The organism is Rudanella paleaurantiibacter (assembly GCF_009184635.1).
Taxonomy (GTDB): Bacteria; Bacteroidota; Bacteroidia; order Cytophagales; family Spirosomataceae; genus Rudanella; species Rudanella paleaurantiibacter.
This window is the reverse complement of the sequence record NZ_WELI01000002.1, coordinates 336401-353578: the sequence shown is the minus strand read 5'-3', so window position 1 is coordinate 353578 and position 17178 is coordinate 336401. Positions and strand designations below refer to the sequence as shown.

At 50.8% G+C, this 17178-nt stretch carries 15 protein-coding genes and 1 tRNA gene; 5 read left to right on the top strand and 11 right to left on the bottom strand.

What is annotated here, in order from left to right:
* Nucleotides 1-63 precede the first annotated feature (63 nt).
* Nucleotides 64-1092 carry a Holliday junction branch migration DNA helicase RuvB gene (ruvB, locus tag F5984_RS06240; RefSeq protein WP_152123412.1) on the top strand — a complete coding sequence of 343 codons (1029 nt, stop codon included), beginning with the start codon at nucleotides 64-66 and terminating at the stop codon, nucleotides 1090-1092.
* 73 nt (nucleotides 1093-1165) lie between these two features.
* Here the strand turns inward: ruvB and F5984_RS06235 are convergent, their stop codons facing one another.
* From F5984_RS06235 to era, 3 genes are all read right to left on the bottom strand, one after another.
* Nucleotides 1166-1474, bottom strand: a complete 309-nt coding sequence (locus F5984_RS06235) for an ArsR/SmtB family transcription factor (protein WP_019989397.1) — start codon at nucleotides 1472-1474, stop codon at nucleotides 1166-1168.
* 625 nt (nucleotides 1475-2099) lie between these two features.
* On the bottom strand, nucleotides 2100-3407 hold the full coding sequence (gene der, locus F5984_RS06230; protein ID WP_152123411.1) for a ribosome biogenesis GTPase Der: 1308 nt from the start codon (nucleotides 3405-3407) through the stop codon (nucleotides 2100-2102).
* A 92-nt stretch (nucleotides 3408-3499) separates the two neighbouring features.
* The gene (gene era, locus F5984_RS06225) at nucleotides 3500-4570 is read right to left on the bottom strand and encodes a GTPase Era (RefSeq protein ID WP_246168845.1); all 1071 of its coding nucleotides are present in this window, start codon (nucleotides 4568-4570) and stop codon (nucleotides 3500-3502) included.
* A gap of 132 nt (nucleotides 4571-4702) precedes the next feature.
* Here era and F5984_RS06220 point away from each other — a divergent pair.
* The 3 genes from F5984_RS06220 to F5984_RS06210 all read left to right on the top strand — a co-directional run bounded on the left by F5984_RS06220 (nucleotide 4703) and on the right by F5984_RS06210 (nucleotide 6296).
* Nucleotides 4703-4775 (top strand) — tRNA-Met (locus tag F5984_RS06220).
* Nucleotides 4776-4972: 197 nt separating this feature from the next.
* On the top strand, nucleotides 4973-5632 hold the full coding sequence (locus F5984_RS27005; protein WP_152123410.1) for a PP2C family protein-serine/threonine phosphatase: 660 nt from the start codon (nucleotides 4973-4975) through the stop codon (nucleotides 5630-5632).
* Nucleotides 5604-6296 (top strand): hypothetical protein, encoded by a 693-nt coding sequence (locus F5984_RS06210; RefSeq protein WP_152123409.1) that lies wholly within the window; start codon nucleotides 5604-5606, stop codon nucleotides 6294-6296. The genes F5984_RS27005 and F5984_RS06210 overlap by 29 nt, the downstream gene beginning before the upstream one ends.
* Here F5984_RS06210 and F5984_RS06205 read toward each other — a convergent pair.
* From F5984_RS06205 to F5984_RS06175, 7 genes are all read right to left on the bottom strand, one after another.
* The gene (locus tag F5984_RS06205) at nucleotides 6276-7454 is read right to left on the bottom strand and encodes a hypothetical protein (RefSeq protein WP_152123408.1); all 1179 of its coding nucleotides are present in this window, start codon (nucleotides 7452-7454) and stop codon (nucleotides 6276-6278) included. The genes F5984_RS06210 and F5984_RS06205 overlap by 21 nt on opposite strands.
* Before the next feature lies 1 nt (nucleotide 7455).
* Nucleotides 7456-8244: a serine/threonine protein kinase gene (locus F5984_RS06200; RefSeq protein ID WP_152123407.1), complete on the bottom strand. Its 789-nt coding sequence runs from the start codon at nucleotides 8242-8244 to the stop codon at nucleotides 7456-7458.
* Nucleotides 8245-8421: 177 nt separating this feature from the next.
* Nucleotides 8422-9210 (bottom strand): transglutaminase-like domain-containing protein, encoded by a 789-nt coding sequence (locus F5984_RS06195; RefSeq protein ID WP_152123406.1) that lies wholly within the window; start codon nucleotides 9208-9210, stop codon nucleotides 8422-8424.
* A 60-nt stretch (nucleotides 9211-9270) separates the two neighbouring features.
* Nucleotides 9271-10674, bottom strand: coding sequence for a serine hydrolase domain-containing protein (locus F5984_RS06190; protein ID WP_152123405.1), 1404 nt, complete (start codon nucleotides 10672-10674; stop codon nucleotides 9271-9273).
* 124 nt (nucleotides 10675-10798) lie between these two features.
* Nucleotides 10799-11251, bottom strand: coding sequence for a GNAT family N-acetyltransferase (locus tag F5984_RS06185; protein WP_152123404.1), 453 nt, complete (start codon nucleotides 11249-11251; stop codon nucleotides 10799-10801).
* 105 nt (nucleotides 11252-11356) lie between these two features.
* Nucleotides 11357-14371: a WD40/YVTN/BNR-like repeat-containing protein gene (locus F5984_RS06180; RefSeq protein WP_152123403.1), complete on the bottom strand. Its 3015-nt coding sequence runs from the start codon at nucleotides 14369-14371 to the stop codon at nucleotides 11357-11359.
* A 159-nt stretch (nucleotides 14372-14530) separates the two neighbouring features.
* The gene (locus tag F5984_RS06175) at nucleotides 14531-15352 is read right to left on the bottom strand and encodes an aldo/keto reductase (protein WP_152123402.1); all 822 of its coding nucleotides are present in this window, start codon (nucleotides 15350-15352) and stop codon (nucleotides 14531-14533) included.
* Between the two features lie 132 nt (nucleotides 15353-15484).
* On the opposite strand from F5984_RS06175, the gene F5984_RS06170 reads away from it, so the two are divergent.
* Nucleotides 15485-15922: a hypothetical protein gene (locus F5984_RS06170; RefSeq protein WP_152123401.1), complete on the top strand. Its 438-nt coding sequence runs from the start codon at nucleotides 15485-15487 to the stop codon at nucleotides 15920-15922.
* A 58-nt stretch (nucleotides 15923-15980) separates the two neighbouring features.
* Here the strand turns inward: F5984_RS06170 and F5984_RS06165 are convergent, their stop codons facing one another.
* Nucleotides 15981-17165 (bottom strand): PQQ-dependent sugar dehydrogenase, encoded by a 1185-nt coding sequence (locus tag F5984_RS06165; protein ID WP_152123400.1) that lies wholly within the window; start codon nucleotides 17163-17165, stop codon nucleotides 15981-15983.
* Between the last annotated feature and the right edge of the window lie 13 nt (nucleotides 17166-17178).

Sequence of the window (17178 nt, the reverse complement as noted above, 5' to 3'; positions counted from 1 at the left end):
TTCTCCCGAAAATTTCGTAAATTTGAAGAGGTAGCCTCAACGGTTGCCTCTTCTTTTTTTGCTATGCGGAAAGACTTTTTAAGCGGAACAACCGACGGAATGACCGCCACTGATAAAGAGATCGAACGGGCACTCCGGCCGTTGTCTTTTGGTGATTTTACGGGGCAGGCCAAGGTGCTGGCCAATCTCTCGGTGTTTGTGCAGGCGGCTAAGCAACGGGGCGATGCCCTCGACCATGTGCTGCTCCACGGCCCTCCGGGCTTGGGCAAAACCACCCTGTCGCACATTGTGGCCAATGAGTTGGAGGCCAATATTAAAATGACGTCGGGCCCCGTACTCGACAAGCCGAGCGACCTGGCGGGCCTGCTCACCAATTTACAGCCCAACGACGTACTCTTCATCGACGAGATTCACCGACTCAATCCCATTGTGGAAGAGTATCTGTACTCGGCGATGGAAGATTACAAAATTGACATCATGCTCGACTCGGGCCCGAATGCCCGTACCGTGCAGATCAAGCTCAACCCGTTTACGCTTATCGGAGCCACCACCCGGGCCGGTATGCTGACGTCGCCCCTGCGGGCTCGCTTCGGAATTAGCTGCCGCCTGGAGTATTACGACGCCAAGCTGCTGACCTCTATTGTACAGCGCTCGTCGGCTATTTTAGGGACGCCCATCAACGAGCAGGGGGCATTTGAGATTGCCCGCCGGAGCCGGGGTACCCCACGGATTGCCAACAACCTGCTGCGTCGTACCCGCGATTTTGCGCAGGTGAAAGGCAATGGTACTATTACGGTCGATATTGCCGAGATGGCCCTGAGTGCGCTCGACGTGGACCACAACGGTCTCGACGATATGGATAACCGTATTCTGTCGACTATTATCGATAAGTTCAAGGGCGGCCCCGTTGGGCTCACCACGATTGCCACCGCCTGTGGCGAAGAGTCAGAAACGATCGAGGAGGTGTACGAGCCATTCCTGATTCAGGAGGGGTATCTGAAGCGGACTTCCCGCGGGCGCGAAGCCACCGAGAAAGCGTACATCCACCTTGGGGTAGTACCGACGTATAAAACAGGTGAGTTATTTGGGTAAGCCGCTGGACACTTTCTGAAACGAAAAAGCCCTTCCAGAAGACTCTGGAAGGGCTTTTTGCGTAGCTAACGTATTAGCTCAATACTTTGCTTTTGTAGATGCAGGTAATTACTTCTGACATGGCGTTGTCTACCAGAAAGTAGTAGATGTTTTTGCCACTGCGCCGGATATCCAGGATTCCTTTGTCGCGCATGTTGATCAGGTGGTGTGAGATCAGAGACTGCTCAGCGTTCAGGTTTTTGTAGATAGTTGAAACGTTCAACTCACGGTGCTCATCCAGCATTTGGATGATCTTAATTCGCAAGGGGTGCGCGACCGCCTTCAGCACGTAGGCTGCTCGCTCTACACGCTTTTCATCTTCCATGTTATTCGTGGTTATCATATGGGGTTATTAAAAAGTACTGCACTAATGCCACTAAAATTAAGCAAAGATCAGTTACTAAACAACTTATAAGCAACTGATCATAAAGGATTTTTATTGTTTGGTCTAAGTAATTTTGCGGTAAGTTAAAATTCTAAGCATGTTACTCAATGGTAACATCTGTAAATTTTGTAAATAAACCGTTTACCAAGACTCTTTGCTTTAGAACACGTAATGATACCATAACTGTTCCGGTTATTTGTTGGACGGAAATATGTTCACGAAGTAACATAACGGAATAGAAAATATTAACAATTGTTCCTATGCTATCTGTTAATAGGTAGCTAAAATATAAAACCGCCCGGCTGACCGTAAAAATTGCCAATTAGTTGCGTACTCGTTTGTGAGAAATGAGCCTTTGCAAAAAGAAAGTTCTGCAAAGAAAAGATGCCGGGTAGGTATGAAAAATACCCTTTTCGGGGGATTGTGTCCCTTAGTTCTCCGGGCGACCTTTGGCGTTGCCAACTGGCTTTCCGATTATATCACACCTACTAAAGGTTTTACGGCTGAATATGCACAAAAAAGCCCCTCTCCGTGCTTAGAGCGGAGAGAGGCTAAAAGGATTAACTCAACTAACTTCTGAGGCTTACTTCTGCCGGAAGAAAATCGTGATCGGGACCCCATCGAACCCGAAATGCTCGCGGAGTTTGTTTTCCAGATAGCGTTCGTACGGTTCTTTGATGTACTGAGGCAGGTTACAGAAAAAGACAAACGTAGGCGAAGGGGTAGGCAACTGAATCATGTACTTGATCTTAATGTGCTTACCCTTTGTAGCCGGAGGAGGGTACTTTTCAATCTCAGGCTGCATCACCTCGTTCAGTTTCGAAGTGGTGATTTTCTTGTGCTTGTTTTCGTACACCTCCATCGCTTTTTCCATGACCTGAAAAATGCGTTGCTTCTCGTGTACCGACGCAAACAGAATTGGCAGGTAGTCAATCGGAGCCAGCCGCCGAACCATCTCCTTACGCCAGATGTCGGCTGTTTTGTGGTCTTTTTCGACCGCATCCCATTTGTTCACCATCAGCACCACGCCTTTTTTGGCTTTCACGGCCTGCCCAATAATGTTCAGGTCCTGCGCTTCGAGGCCACGTGTAGCGTCGAGCATGGCAATACAGATATCGGAGGCCTCCATGGCTTTGAGCGTCCGCAAAATCGAATAAAACTCGATGTTGTCGTTGACGCGCGCTTTCCGGCGCAGACCGGCCGTATCGGTCAGAATAAAATCTTTGCCGAAGGCTTTGTAGCGGGTGTCGATGGCATCACGGGTGGTGCCGGCAATATCAGTCACGATACTACGCTCCTTGCCCAGCAGTACATTCAGAAACGACGACTTACCTACGTTGGGCCGACCAATGATGGCGATCCGGGGAACACCCGCGTTGGGATCTTCGGGATCTTCGGTCTGGAAATGTTTAATCACCTCGTCGAGCAGGTCGCCGGTACCGGTGCCGGTTTGCGACGAGATCGGGTAAGGGTCGCCGAGGCCCAGGGCGTAAAACTCGGCCGAAGCCTGCATCCGGTCGGCGGTTTCAGCCTTGTTGGCCACCACAAATACGGGCTTCTTGGAGCGCCGGAGAATGTTGGCAAAATCCTGATCGAGCCCGGTCAGGCCCGTCATCGAATCCACCATGAACAGAACAACCGTAGCCTCTTCAATCGCAATTTCGACCTGCTCCCGGATTGCACCTTCGAACACATCTTCGGAGCCCACCACGTAGCCGCCCGTATCGATCACGGTAAACCGTTTGTCGGTCCACTCGGCGTAGCCGTAATGCCGGTCGCGGGTTACGCCCGGCTGATTGTCCATAATAGCCTGCCGCTGCTCGGTCAGGCGGTTAAAAAACGTTGATTTACCCACGTTTGGGCGACCAACTATTGCAACAATGTTTGCCATTTTAGTAAAGGAAGGGAGAAGGGAAAAAGGAAAAAGGAACAATGTGAAGCCTAAACCACCTTTCTTCCTTTTGCCTTTCTCCTTTCTCCTTTTTATTCATCATACCCAAACCGCTTGAGCATACGCTCTTTGTTGCGCCAGTCGGGTTCTACCTTGATGAATGTTTCGAGAAATACCTTTTTGTTGAAAAACTGTTCGAGTTCTTCGCGGGCCATAATGCCCGTTTTCTTGATCATCTTACCGCCTTCGCCCAGCAGAATAGCCCGTTGGGTGGGCCGCTCAACCAGAATTTCGGCAGAAATCACAATCATGTCGTCGCGCTCTTTGAAACCGGTAATGACCACTTCCGAGCTGTACGGCACTTCTTTCTTGTAATTGAGGAAAATCTTTTCCCGGATGATCTCCGAAGCGAAAAAACGCTCGGGCTTGTCGGTTAGTTCGTCCTGCGGGAAATAGGGCGGGTGGTGCGGCAACCGGCTGATGATCCCGTCGAAGAGTTTATCAATGTTGACGGCGTTGAGGGCCGAGATCGGTAGCACCTCGGCTGCCTGAAAATGCTCCTGCCAGTAGGCAAGTTTTTCTTCGACCTGCTCAGGGGTAGCCAGGTCAATTTTGTTGACCAGCAGAATAACCGGAGCTTCGGCATGTTGCAACCGGCGTAGTACGTCGTCTTCGTCGTGCTTCTCGAAAATATCCGTCACGAATAAAATCACATCGGCATCTTCGAGCGAACCGCGCACGAAGCCCATCATGGACTCATGCAGTTTATACAGCGGCTTAATGATGCCGGGCGTATCGGAATACACCAGCTGAAACGGTTCGTCGTTGTGGGTTCCGTTCAGAATTCCCATGATCCGGTGGCGGGTGGTTTGGGCTTTCGAGGTGATAATCGAGAGCCGTTCGCCCACAAGCTGATTCATGAGCGTCGATTTGCCCACGTTGGGTTTGCCCACAATACTCACAAAACCGGCGCGGCCGGGGTACTCGGTAGCGGGGGTAGTGGAGATTGGCGCAAGCGCATCATCAGACAATGTATCGTCAGGAGCGGCAGAATCGAGCGACTCAGAAGTGGGGGCCGACGTGCCCGATGGCGTATTGTCGGCATGTGCGGGGTCGGGCGAGCCGTTGCTCGCCAAATTTTTTTTGTTTTTAGGTGATCCCATATAGTGTTGAGAACCAATGGCTACAGAAAAAAAGTCCCCTCCGGCAGAACAATATGCGGAGGGGCTTCGTTATTTTTTTACAAAGGTAGTTTGATTTTCTCGAAAGACCTACTACTTTTGTACTCCCAACAGCGCGGGATGGAGCAGTTGGTAGCTCGTTGGGCTCATAACCCAAAGGTCGCTGGTTCGAGTCCAGCTCCCGCTACTAAGCAGACGCCTAACTTCTTTTCAGAAAGAAAGTTAGGCGTTTTTGTTTTGACGTTGTCCTCTCAAGATGATGTCCAAATTCAAAAAGGAATTCGCTTCGTAACACATTTAGATTGTAATGTGCAGTGAGCTACTTTTCCTTTTAATGCATGCATTTTAAGAACACGTAGTTTAATTTTCAGGCAATAGGTGGTTATGCAGAGCCAGGAATATATATATCAATCTGTTAAAGGAGTAGGGAAGTCTGAGAACCAAGATAACTCTCTAATTATTGAGGAACGCGACTTCAACCTATTCGCTGTTTTTGATGGGGTAAGCAGTGCTGTTAATAGTAAGAAAGGAACAGATTTAGCAAAGGAATACATCACGTCTCACTATAGAAAATTTGTCAATGAAGATGCCGTGGATTTGTGTAGATTAATGTATTCATGTAACGAGTATATGTTAGCATCGAATATTCCTTCGGTGTACACTACTTACTGTATTGCAGTGATTTATAAAGACGGGAGCGGGCATTCCTACTTTTCTACAATGGGAGATACCAGATTGTATATAATAACAAATCAGTATATAAATCAAGTTAGTAAAGATGATACGATTCATCCCAATAGTAATACAATTATGAAATGCTTGGGGATGAATTATCTAGACAGTAAAGATTTCACTCAAGACTATTTTATAAGGGAAAACCAGTTTGTTCTTTTGTGTTCAGATGGATTCTACTCTTTTCTTGAAGGAGACAGAATGACATTTTTCGATTATTTCAATCGGAAAACATTAAAGTCGATCCAGATCAATATTAATTCTTGCATAAAAAATAATCTTGATGATTCAACGTATATTTTCATCCGATGAATTTTTTAAGACTGAAAAAGACTTAGTTCAAGTACTAAAGCTAAATTGTAGTGCCATATGTGATTGGTGTATCTCTAAAACAGAGACTTACATATCAGAAGAGGTCGATTTAGGATTTGGCGTAGCAGATCTGGTAATATCAAGAATCGATACTACAAATATTAATAGAATTATCCTTAACAGTACTGATATAGCATTATATTATGCTATTAAAGATAGTGAAGGATTATCATTTGATGTGTTGCAAAATGCCATGCAAATCAGTAAATCAAATCTACAAAAGTCCGTTACTAAATTGATTGGAAACGATATTGTCTACGAAGTGGGTGATATTTTTTACTTAAAAAAAGACTATAATCAAATCACGAAGAAGAGTATTGCAATTGAAGCTAAGTTGAAGAACTGGCGACGAGCTTTAGTACAAGCTTATCGCTACAGATGGTTTGCATCCGAATCATATGTAGTGATGGATCGCTTGCATATAAATGCTGCGATCAAAAGTATAAGCGAATTTGAAAAGTTCAACATTGGCTTAGCTGAAATAGATACATGTGGAAGGGTCATAACACATTTCAGGCCTTATGAAGAAAGGCCTATCAATCACAAAATGGCAATGTTATTGAATGAAAAGATCAAAGAACACTTACTTAGTTCTGAGGTGTGATTGCCATGTCCTCAAATGATAATTTTTATTTTCATCCTCCAAAAAAACTTTTTTATCCTCAAGAGCTTCGTAGTTAGCAATGGCTGATTCAATTATTGACAATACATAATTTTTTCTGTTTTCGAGATCGCTGATAGAAGATATATTTTGTAAGAGCCTTGTGACAGCAACCATGTAATTTTTGTGTACATCAGGCTTCTGATTACTCCATTGAAAAAGAGGCTCCAAAATTGCATCAGAGAAAATATTCTTATCATTTTTTATTATTTCTAGACCTTTCTGAGCTCTAATTAAGTCTATAACTTGCGCTCTTACCACATTCAAGAGTTTTTCTGAAAAGTACCACCCCTTCGATGGACCTCCATCTTCATTTTGAGTAAATCTTCTAATATTGAAGTTCCTTAAGTTTTCAAAAGATGCGATTGTTATGTAATCGATATCTGTTGAAGCCAAAAAAATAATGGCGTCCCAGTTTGCATATGCATATATAGTTGTGAAATTCTGTTTTTTCAAAACTTCAAATACCCTTGATAGATTCCTGAGATATTTGTAATCAACACTTAGTTTCCTCCTATTCTCTGGTTTAGATTCGCATACAATGTAATACCCATCAAAGGCTATATCTATGTCGGTCAAAGAAATGAGAATATTCTCTATTTTGTCATTATCAATAATTGTGTGATTTGATAATGGAATACTCATGTAGTATCTAATACCTTCATGTTTATTTTGGGCAACCCACTTATTTATTTGCCGTATTATTACTAATAATTTATTTATGTCGTCATTCTCATAATAGTTAGGTATTATTATATTGGTCAAGCCCAATTCTAACTGGAAATTTATTCCACGAATAATTGAGTCGATTAAGTACACATTGGTGATTGAATCATCATTGAGATTGTTCGCAGGGTGAAAAGAGTAGTGTGAAAACTTCCCTCTATCAATGCTCCCTGATTCTTTCTTGCCAAAGTACTGTAAATCAATAAATGACTTACTTAAAATTTCACTTGTACTGTAATGGTGGATCTTCTTTTGAGTAAAGTATTCTGGCGGAAAACTGTAAGCACAAAATACAAACCCTTCGCCGATGCCATTTTTGTAATGAGCATCAACATTCCAATTGGAACAATGTCCTAGTAAATGTAGGATCTTCATACTAAAGTAATTTTATCAAGTCATTAATTGCTCGCGGCCTCTCAGATACACTAAATTTCATTGCTTCCCTACAAAACTCATGCAGTGTAAAAGCGGAATTGTATGTAAAGCTTTCATCATTATTCTGGAACTTGGTACTGATTTCATTGTGCGAGTTTCCAAATGGTAGTTGACCATGATACAAATAGTATGCAAGTGTCCCTAAGCTAAAAAAATCTGTTCTGTAAGATATCTTAAACTTATCACCAGCGTATTGTTCGGGGCTAGCGAAGCGCCAACTCATAGGCTGAAAGCCAGTTCCTGTCAAAGTTGCTCCGTCTAGATCCCGTGCAATTCCAAAATCAATAATTACAGGTTTTCCGTTTTCTCTAATTATTATATTTTCTGGCTTTATATCTCTGTGAACAAGTTTTTGCTCCCAGATAGGAGTCATGACTTCAAAGATATCTTTGAGCAACTGCGTGATTAGTGGTGATTGACCGATAAATCTATTTTCTATATCACACAAAGTATCCCCTTCTATAAACTCTTCAAAAATAAAACAGCATCCGTTAAAGTTTTCAACTGATATTATCTGAGGTATGCTATCAAGATGCTTAAACTTATCATAAATTTCTAACTCTCTATCTAATCGATCATTATATCCATTTTGAAACAATTTTAAAACTTGTTTTTTACCGTCTCTTACCGGGAAAAAAACTGTTTTTTGTCCTCCCTGTTTGACGTTTGCATGGAAACCTGAAATATTATAATGGTCTAAAAGTTGCTGACTTATGGTTTGGGAAATCATTTTACATCAATGATAATCTACGTATGATCAAATTCGCCCTTAATATAAATGAATTTTTATTATTGTTTACAATGGGACTTAGGTGTTTAAGTGTGAATACTTAATCTATTTGGTATTAGTGGCCTCTTTTGTTTTCTCGATAGTTAAGAAAGGCACCCGGAAACCCGGATGCCTTTTTTACTGTTCGGCTGCTTTCACCCACACTTCCATCGTATTCAGCAGCATCGGGCCGAACTGCGTGGTGAAGGCCACATCGGCGGCATCGCGGCCGTAGGCTACCGTTACGCGGTTGCCTTTTGGTTCGGTTTGGGTGGCGTCGAAGGTGTACCAACGCCCATCAATATAGGCTTCGAACCAGGCGTGCAGATCCATCGGCTTCAGCTCGTGCAGATACCCGACAACCATGCGGGCGGGTATATTGAGGCTGCGGCACAGGGCCATGCCCAAATGGGTGAAGTCGCGGCAAACGCCCACCCGGTGCGCGGCCGTATCGATAGCCGAGGTGCTGGCGTCGCTGGTGCCGTATTCGTAGCGGATGTTCTGGTTAATCCAGCGTCGGATAGCCTCGGCCTGATCGTAGCCCGGCGTTTCGACGGTGGCCGTAATGTCGGCGGCCAACTCGCCTAACTGATCGGACTGGCAGTAGCGGCTGGGCAACAAAAAATGCAGTACATCGTCGGGCAGGTCCTCAATCGGGACAAACGGAGCCCCGTGTGCTACGTCGATGGTATCGTTGGTTTGGACGGTAGCGGCTGTTCGGACGCTGAACGGCCCGGCGGGGGCTACCAGCCGCTGACACAGGTTACCGTACCGGTCGGTAAACTCGGTAACGGGCACATGGGGCATAATTTCGTACTCTTCCGAAATAATCCACTGCCCACTGCCCGAGCGGGGGCGGAGCATAAAAATAACGGGTGTATTATCCTGCGCTTCGAACTGAAGCGTACAGCCTACGTGAAGGTGCATGGTGGTGTTTGTCAGATGTACCCGGTGGGCCTTCACCCAGCCGGTGTATAGCCGTTCAACTCATTTCTTTCCGATAAGTTCGACCAATTGAGCGCTGAGTCGGTCGACCTGAATAGCGCTGTTCGACAACACCACAACCCCCGTGCGACCGGCCGGGTCGAAGCCCACAAAACTACTGAAGCCACCCGTGCCGCCGTTGTGATAAAACCAGCCCTCCGGGTCGCTGAACCAGCCGAGGCCGATTCGTCGCTTCGGCTCGGTGTAGGTAGGGGTGTGGGTGAGCGAAATAGCCTTCTTGAGTGGTTTTGGTGCGTCGCCCAGCTGTGCTTTTACGTAGCGGAGCAGATCGGTGACGTTGGAACGGAGGGCCCCGGCCCCAGCCAGTGCGTCGAACTCCCACGTCGATACCGGATTTTGCCGGAGGTCGTGGCCCTGCACAAACAGGGGCTTTTGGGTTTCAGTAATGGTTTGTACAGTGCTTGTCATGCCCAGCGGGCGGGTAATGCGCTCGCTTACCAGCGTCTCGTACGATTGACCCGTTTGTCGTTCGAGCAGGGTGCCCAGCAGCCCGACGCCCAAATTGGAGTAGGCGAGCGTTTGGCCGGGAACGGTGAGCAGGCTCATTTGCTTCAGGGCTGCAAACAAGGCCCGGCGGTCGTAGGCTTTGTAGGGGTTGACAGGGTTTGCCAGCAGCAGGTTGGCCGGTAGTCGGGGCAGGCCCGACGTATGGTTGCTCAGGCTCAGGAGTGTTACGGGTTTGCCGTCTTTCTGCAAGGCCGGAATCGAGTCGGGCAGGTATCGGTTGACCGGGTCGGTGAGTTTTAGTTTACCGCGTTGTACCAGATCGGCCAGGAGGGTAGCCGTAAATGTTTTGCTAACCGACCCAATCTCAAACAGGTGGCTGGCGGTCGGTACCGTTTGGTTGCCCCTGCTGGTTTCACCGTAGCCGTACACAAACAGGCTGTCGTTGCGGAGCAGGCCAATACTCAGACCCACGCCTTTGTTCTGGGCAAAAAAGAGCCGACACAGTGAATCGACGCGTATATCGAGCCCGCTCTGTAGCGGGTTGTTGTTCGTAACCGTCGGCAACTCCGTGGGAGGGTCGGGTTCGTAGGCCCGAAACAGAAAGGTTTGGATACGCCCCGTTTTGTCCTGGCTGAGGTAAAAATCCATTGGCGCATTGGCAAACACGGCCGCGTATCGAATGGCGTCGCCCTTAAACTGCCGGAACGTATTCCGTTTCCATTCGCCCAGTTGTGCGCTCAGACCCATTGAGATGGTCCGAAACTGTTCGCGTGAGATCTCCCGCCTGAAATCGTCGCCCATGAGTGCGTACAGCGAATCGGGTTGCCGGGCGTTGAGGTAAAGCCGGGCCTTTTGAGCCAGTGAATCGAGGGCAAACCGGTTTTGGGCGGTGCAAAGGCCCGGCAACATCAGAAGGAAAAGAAGCAGACGACGGCGCATAACGAGTTGTTTGGATGAAGATACGCCGAGCCTTCGGGGTGTTCAACCCGGTCAACGGCGAGTGGTGCCGTACGCGGACAAACGGTAATCGGGATCACGCCTGACCGGGTCACGCCTGACCGGGTCACGCCTGACCCGGCCGCCAGGTGAGGGTGGAGCGGCCCAGATCGCGAAAACCCGACTGCTCGTACAAGCGTTTGGCGCGGCCGTTGTACGACTCGGTTTGGAGGTGAATAGCCACCAGTTCGAGTTCGGGAGCCAGGTGCTGAATCTGCGCCAGTGCCGACCGACCCAGTCCCCCGCTGCGGTATGGTTCGGTGATGTACAGTTCATCAACAAAGGCGTCGCGACCGAGAAACTCAAATGTAAACCCGTAAGTAAGGGCCAGGTACCCCGCGTTGTGGCCCTCGTGCTGAATAAGCCACAGCGACCCCAGATGCGGGGTGTTCAGAAAAAGCTCTACCAGGGCGCGGTGGGTAGTTGCCTCGTAGGGGTAGCCAAAATGGGTGTAGAAGCCTTCGATCAAAGGCATAAGTTGCTCGAGGTGGGCCGGGGTGGCCCGCACAAGTGTCGACATGATGTGAGGTAATGTAAACCCCGTCAGGGCATCGCGCGGAGTTGGTTTGGTGCTCCGGCAACGCCTTGATGGGGCGTTTCTAATCAAAGAGTAACGGGTTGGCGTTTATTTGCCGCCTTCTTCCTGTTCTTCGCGCCAGGCCTCAAACTCATCGGGTGAGGCAAAGGTGACGGGTCGGCGCGACCGGCGTTCGGGCGCTTTTATGTCCAGATCGTGCGTTATGGTGGTGCCGTTTTGCGTCAGGCTCAACTTGTACTTGCCGGGGCGGATGTACAGGTTTTTGTCGTCGGCCGGGGTCAGCTCCACGGGTTTATCGTCTTTCTTGCGGGTGTCGTTGAGGTACTTTTCATAAGCCTCACGAGCGCCTGCATCAATGGTGTAATTGTATGTCAGGTAGTTAAGTCCCGCTTCGGTGGTGTCGGTGAGCGTTTTCAGCACCAGCCCTTTGTCGGTTGTAATTTTAACTACTGTTTGCCCGGCCTGTTTGGCGTAATACGTCATGGGATACGCGTAGGTCGGAGCCTCATCGTACTTGTTGAAAATCCGGCCCCAGCCGGGGTTAGCCGTAATAGGTTTCAGGGCAAACAGGTGCAGGGGCTTCGTCACCAACGAATCGACCATCTGTTGCAGCGGTTCGATGTTGGCCGTATAAATCGACCGGCCGTGGGTGCCTACCACTAACTCCCCGTCGCGCGGGTGAATCACCAGGTCATGAACCGATACGGCGGGCAACGTAGCGGAGCTGGCCCGGACGAAGTTCTGCCCCCCATCGAGGCTGATGTACAGCCCGTGGTCGGTGCCAACGTAGAGCAGTTTCGGGTTTTTGGGGTCTTCGCGCACTACGTTGACGGGCTCCTGTGGCAGGCTGCCGGCAAGCGATTGCCAGGTCTGACCGTAGTCTTTCGAAACAAACACATACGGCCGGAAATGATCGTCGCGGTAGCCATTAAGCGACACGTACACGGTGCCTTCCTGATGCGCCGAGGCCGATACCTGACTTACCCACAGCCCCTGCGGTAGTCCCGCCGAAACGTCGGTCCAGGTATAGCCACCATCGCGCGAAACGTGCACCCGGCCGTCGTCGCTGCCGGTGTAGAGCAACCCAAATTTCAGGGGCGACTCGTCGATGGTCGTCAGCGTCCCGAAGGTTACATCGCCCGGTTTGGGGCCGTGGGTGAGGTCGCCCGAAAGGGTTTTGAACTCGTCGCCCCGGTTCAGGCTCCGGTGGAATCGGTTGGAGCCGAAGTAGATCACGTCCTGATTATGGCGCGAGATCAGAATGGGGGCTTCCCAGTTCCAGCGCAGCCGGGCCTCGCCTACTTCGGTAGGTACCACGAGCCGCTTCATCTCGCCGGTATTGCGGTTGATGCGGAAATAGTTGCCAAACTGGAAACCCGTGTACACGGTGCTGTTGTCGCGCCAGTCGACCTGTACCTGCATACCATCACCCCCGAGTAGTGATTTGTAGGGGTACTGTCCGCCGTCGTACCAGTTGTAGTCGGCTTTGTAGGTGCTGGGGCCGGTCCAGACGCCGTTGTCCTGTAAGCCCCCGTAAATGTTGTACGGCTTGGCCATATCAACGGCCACGGCGTAAAACTGCCCTACAGCGGGCGTATTGGCCTTAAACCAGGTTTTGCCGTTGTCGTAGGTGATGTTGATACCCCCGTCGTTGCCCAGAATCATGTGGTTGTTGTTGCGGGGGTTGATCCAGAGCGCGTGGTGGTCGGCGTGCACATTGGCCTGATCCATGCCCCGGTAGGTTTTGCCGCCATCTTCCGACCGGATTACGGGTACCCCGGCAATTACAATTTTGTCGGCATTATCGGGCGCAATCCAGACGTTGCCGAAGTAGTAGCCGTAGGTATTGTACAGACCGTCGAGATAGTCGGCATTGACTTTACGCCAGCTACCACCGCCATCGTCGGAGCGGTACACCTCGGCCCCAATCACCTCGGCATTGATCAGCCGTGAGTTGGCGTCGTCGGTGTATTCCAGAATCGCGATGGGCTTGATTTTGTCGGTCCGCACCAGGTCTTTGAGCAGGCTTGGCGTGTACCGGGTTGGAAAGCTTTGTTCCTCCAGGTATTCGGCAATAAACGCATCTTCGGCTTTCAGGAAGTCTTCTTTCGAGATAACCCGCAGGGCGTCTTTGGTGAGCTTTTTGGTTTGGCTCTCGGCTTTTTTCTCTTTGGCCGGGCGAGGGTTCTGGTTGTCCAGAATCGCGTACAGGGTCTGCGAATTTTTGGGGAAAATGCTCAGGCCAATGCGCCCCGTGTTCTCGTCCTGCGGGAAACCCGATGCGGCTCCCGTGATGAGCTTCCAGGTTTCGCCCCCGTCGGTGCTCTTGTACAGGCCCGATGTTTTGCCGCCCTCTACAAAATTCCAGGCCCGGCGTTCTTTGTGCCACATGGCCGCGTACAGCACCTGCGGATTGGCCGGGTCGGTGTCCACGTCGATGGCCCCGGTCTTATCGTCAATGTACAGGGTTTGCCGCCAGGTTTTGCCGCCGTCGTAGGTTTTGTACAGGCCGCGCTCCTTGTTGGAGGTGTACAGGTGCCCTGCCACGGCCACCCACGCTACGTTGGGGTCGGTGGGGTGCAGTTCAATTTTGCCGATATGGTGCGACTCTTCGAGGCCCGGCAGTAGTTGCCAGGTTTTGCCCCCGTCGAGGCTTTTGTAGCAGCCCACCCCCGAGTACGACGATCGGCTTGAGTTAGCCTCGCCCGTGCCGAGCCAAATGGTGGGTACGGCCGGTTTCCAGTCGACGGCCAATGCCCCGATGGTCATCACGGCCTCGTGCTGAAACAAGGGCTCAAACGAGATTCCGTTATTGATGGTATGCCAAAGACCCCCGCTGGCGTAGGCTACATAAAATTCGTTGGGGTTGGCGGGGTTCACGGCCAAATCGACCACGCGCCCACTCATGACCGTTGGCCCTACCGATTTAAACGGCAGGTTCTGCACGAGTGAGGTGGTGGTACGGGGGCGCAGCCGGTCGGCGGCAGGGGTGGCCGCTATAGCCTGACTCGCCGGGATGGGTGCCGCCCGGCGGACTTTCTTCTGTGCGTAGACGCCTGTGGTGAGCAACAGGGCCGTGGCTGATAGTAAAAGTTTGTTCATGGAGTTACCAAGAGTGTCTGGAACCCACGAAGATAAGATGTATCAGAAAGCGATGAACTTCTGCCTGTACAATTAGGTGTTGGACAACCCGATAGTAGACCGTTTTCTGGCTTGTGAACAGGCAATTCGGGCTTGTTGAAGGGGTATCGCTGAGAAGGATTACAGCAACGTCATCGGATCATCGGCAATGCGGGTGTTGTCGTGCCAGGTATTCATTTCGGCCATGTTTTCGGGGGTAAGTTCAAAATCAAACACGTCGAAGTTATCCCGGATGCGGTCGCGTTTCACCGATTTCGGAATCGTGACGGCTCCGTGTTGCAACGACCAGCGCACCAGCACCTGAAACGTACTTTTGCCGTGTTGCCGGGCAATGGTCTGTAAGCGTGGGTCATCGGCCTTGAGCCCCCGCACGAGCGGAGCGTAGCCTTCAATCTGAATCCCTTTCTGGCGACAGTAGGCCATGGTTTCGGCGGGGTGGCAATACGGGCTTAGCTCAAACTGATTGACGGCCGGGGTGATGTTGGCCACCGTAAACAGCTCCTCCAGATGAGGCACGTAATAATTGGAAACGCCAATCGCCCGCACCCGCTCGTCGGCGTACAGTTTTTCGAGGGCCCGCCAGGTGTCGAGCCGTTTTTCACGGATGGGCCAGTGAATGAGGTACAGGTCAGCGTAGTCGGTGCCGAGTTTGGCCAGGCTCTGGTCGAAAGCCCGAAACGTAGCCTCGTAGCCCATGTCGGTGTTCCAGACTTTGGTGGTGATAAACACCTCCCGGCGGGGAATTCCACTGGCGGCAATGGCTGCGGCTACTTCGCGCTCGTTACCGTATATGCTGGCTGTATCTATGAGCCGACAACCGGCCTCCAGCGCCCATTCAACGGCCTGTTGCACTTCGTTTTGTTGCGAGGGGGCATACACACCGAGGCCCAGCATCGGCATCTCAACGCCGTTGTTGAGGGTAGTTGTCGTCTGAATGGTCATGATGAAAAGGGGAGAGTTTATCATCCAAACGGCCCCACCCGCGTAAAGGTTTGTTTTATAAAAAGTTACATCGTGTTCCAACTGTTTGCGCTGTATACGTATCTTAGTTTAGATCATCTATCCAAACTACACATGAAAAAGCTGATCCTGATAGCCCTCCTGTTTGGCGCGTGGGGGTGCAAGTCAAATGACCCTGATCCACTAATTGTAGGGAATTGGTTGTGGAAAGAATCAAGAGGAGGGTTTGCTGGTCATAGCGTGAAACCTAACCCTGCTGATCGGTTTGTACTTCGATTTAATCGGCAGGGTACGTTCGAATCGTTTCGGAATGATACCCTGACAATGTCAGGTAGTTACATCATCGAAAAGTCGGCGAACACGTACAATGGGCAGGAGACCTCCACCATACGGGTTCTGGACCGGACCGTTAAGCCGTCGGTGTCCGGCCGGGGTATTGGACCTTACTTTATAGGCTTTACCAACGATATTCTTGTGCTGGACAGCAAGAATCTGACTCTCACCGACAACATTATGGATGGGTACGAGAGCCGCTTCGAGCGCGTGAAATAACTTATCGTCGTCAGGAAACAGGGCAAGCTGGCACCCAGCTTGCCCTGGCCACATCGTTTTACTGCGGCACAATCCGGATGATCCGGCCGGGGTTTTCGAGCGAAATGTACAGGTTTCCGTCAGGCCCCTGCCGCACACAGCGCACGCGGCCCTGCCGGTCGAGAAGCTTTTCTTCTCCCGTAATGGTATTGTCGCGCACATCGCAACGGCTCAGGTACGTGAGGGCCAATCCGCCAACCATCAGATCGCCTTTCCAGCCTTTGAAGGTTTCACTCGTAAGAAACGCCAGCCCCGATGGCCCCATCGACGGGGTCCAGGTGAAAATGGGAGCTTGTACGCCCTGCCGGGTGGGGCTGCTCGAAATCACCGAGCCGTCGTAATTGAGGCCGTTAGACACCACGGGCCAGCCGTAGTTGCGGCCCGCCTGGATGATGTTCACCTCATCGCCCCCGCGTGGGCCGTGCTCGGTGGCCCAAATGTCGCCCGTAGTGGGGTTCAGGGCCATCCCTTGCGGGTTGCGGTGGCCGTATGAGAAAATCGTGCTGGGGGTGGTTCGCCCCGGCAGAATCGGGTTGTTGGCCGGAATACCCCCTGAGTCGGTTAGGCGGTGAATCTTGCCCCAGTCGGAGTTCAGATTCTGGCCGTTCTGGTTCGGTGCGTTGGGGCCGCCGTAGGTGCCCGAGCCGCCCTCGCCCACGCTCAGGTACAACAGCCCGTCGCGGTCAAACTCAATACGACCGCCGTAGTGGCCCTGCCAGGTGTTGGTTGCCGACGTTTTGAAAATAGTACTTAGGTCGGTGATCTGGTTTCCGCTCACTTTGAACCGGGCGAGGTTTAGCTGGGTTGGGCCGTTGCCCGTTGGGGCGCTTGAATACACGGCGTACACCCAGCCATTGCTGGCGTAGTTGGGATGCACGCGCAGATCGAGCAGACCACCCTGCCCGCGGGCGTTCACGTCGGCGGGGAAGCCCGTCAGCTCGGTGGCGGTATTGTTGGTGTACCGGTAGACACGCCCTTGTTTTTCGGTGAAAAGCAGGTCGCCGTTGGGCAGAAAATCCATCCCCCAGATAATCTGGTAGCCCGTCAGGATCGTCTGCATTTGCAGGTTCGGGGCCCCGGCCGAGGTAGCGGGTGTGGCTGTGGTGGAGACCGGCGCGGTGGTTGTGGTGGCGTTATTGGTCGGCTCATTGCAGCCGGCAAGGCCAATCAGGGCGAACGAAGCAACTGCCAAAACACGGTTCATAGGTCGTCAGACG

Coding starts and splice junctions, on each gene's coding strand:
- ruvB (WP_152123412.1), top strand. CDS start 64: ATGCGGAAAGACTTTTTAAGCGGAACAACCGACGGAATGACCGCCACT.
- F5984_RS06235 (WP_019989397.1), bottom strand. CDS start 1,474: ATGATAACCACGAATAACATGGAAGATGAAAAGCGTGTAGAGCGAGCA.
- der (WP_152123411.1), bottom strand. CDS start 3,407: ATGGCAAACATTGTTGCAATAGTTGGTCGCCCAAACGTGGGTAAATCA.
- era (WP_246168845.1), bottom strand. CDS start 4,570: ATGGGATCACCTAAAAACAAAAAAAATTTGGCGAGCAACGGCTCGCCC.
- F5984_RS27005 (WP_152123410.1), top strand. CDS start 4,973: ATGCAGAGCCAGGAATATATATATCAATCTGTTAAAGGAGTAGGGAAG.
- F5984_RS06210 (WP_152123409.1), top strand. CDS start 5,604: ATGATTCAACGTATATTTTCATCCGATGAATTTTTTAAGACTGAAAAA.
- F5984_RS06205 (WP_152123408.1), bottom strand. CDS start 7,454: ATGAAGATCCTACATTTACTAGGACATTGTTCCAATTGGAATGTTGAT.
- F5984_RS06200 (WP_152123407.1), bottom strand. CDS start 8,244: ATGATTTCCCAAACCATAAGTCAGCAACTTTTAGACCATTATAATATT.
- F5984_RS06195 (WP_152123406.1), bottom strand. CDS start 9,210: ATGCACCTTCACGTAGGCTGTACGCTTCAGTTCGAAGCGCAGGATAAT.
- F5984_RS06190 (WP_152123405.1), bottom strand. CDS start 10,674: ATGCGCCGTCGTCTGCTTCTTTTCCTTCTGATGTTGCCGGGCCTTTGC.
- F5984_RS06185 (WP_152123404.1), bottom strand. CDS start 11,251: ATGTCGACACTTGTGCGGGCCACCCCGGCCCACCTCGAGCAACTTATG.
- F5984_RS06180 (WP_152123403.1), bottom strand. CDS start 14,371: ATGAACAAACTTTTACTATCAGCCACGGCCCTGTTGCTCACCACAGGC.
- F5984_RS06175 (WP_152123402.1), bottom strand. CDS start 15,352: ATGACCATTCAGACGACAACTACCCTCAACAACGGCGTTGAGATGCCG.
- F5984_RS06170 (WP_152123401.1), top strand. CDS start 15,485: ATGAAAAAGCTGATCCTGATAGCCCTCCTGTTTGGCGCGTGGGGGTGC.
- F5984_RS06165 (WP_152123400.1), bottom strand. CDS start 17,165: ATGAACCGTGTTTTGGCAGTTGCTTCGTTCGCCCTGATTGGCCTTGCC.